The sequence below is a fragment of the Aquabacterium parvum genome (assembly GCF_001447195.1).
Lineage (GTDB): Bacteria > Pseudomonadota > Gammaproteobacteria > Burkholderiales > Burkholderiaceae_C > Aquabacterium > Aquabacterium parvum.
This window is the reverse complement of the sequence record NZ_LFRI01000474.1, coordinates 1-273: the sequence shown is the minus strand read 5'-3', so window position 1 is coordinate 273 and position 273 is coordinate 1. Positions and strand designations below refer to the sequence as shown.

The following is a 273-nucleotide window of genomic DNA, read 5'->3' as shown; positions in this document are numbered from 1 at the left end:
CCTTCGGGCTCACTGGGGTGTCCCCCAGCCCCCCGGCTTACTTCGACGCGGAGAGGCGCTCCATGTCATTGAGGACAGGCCGAGCATGCTGATGCACGGCCATCATGTAGGCCTGCGAGGCCTTGTCCCAGGCGTCTATGTGTCTGGCCAGGATGAACAGCCAGGGCGGCGTGTCAACATCCGGGCCAGCAGCTACGATCCCGTAGAAGGCCCTCACCGTCTCAGTGGTCATCAGCGCAGCCTCTTCGAGGACATTGCGCGCTTCATCGATAG

1 protein-coding gene is annotated in these 273 nt (G+C 63.0%); it reads right to left on the bottom strand.

The window, feature by feature from the left end; all coding sequences use genetic code 11:
• Nucleotides 1–37: 37 nt before the first annotated feature.
• The coding region (locus ABG80_RS22990) for a hypothetical protein (protein ID WP_235513941.1) at nt 38–273 on the bottom strand (236 nt) is incomplete at its 5' end.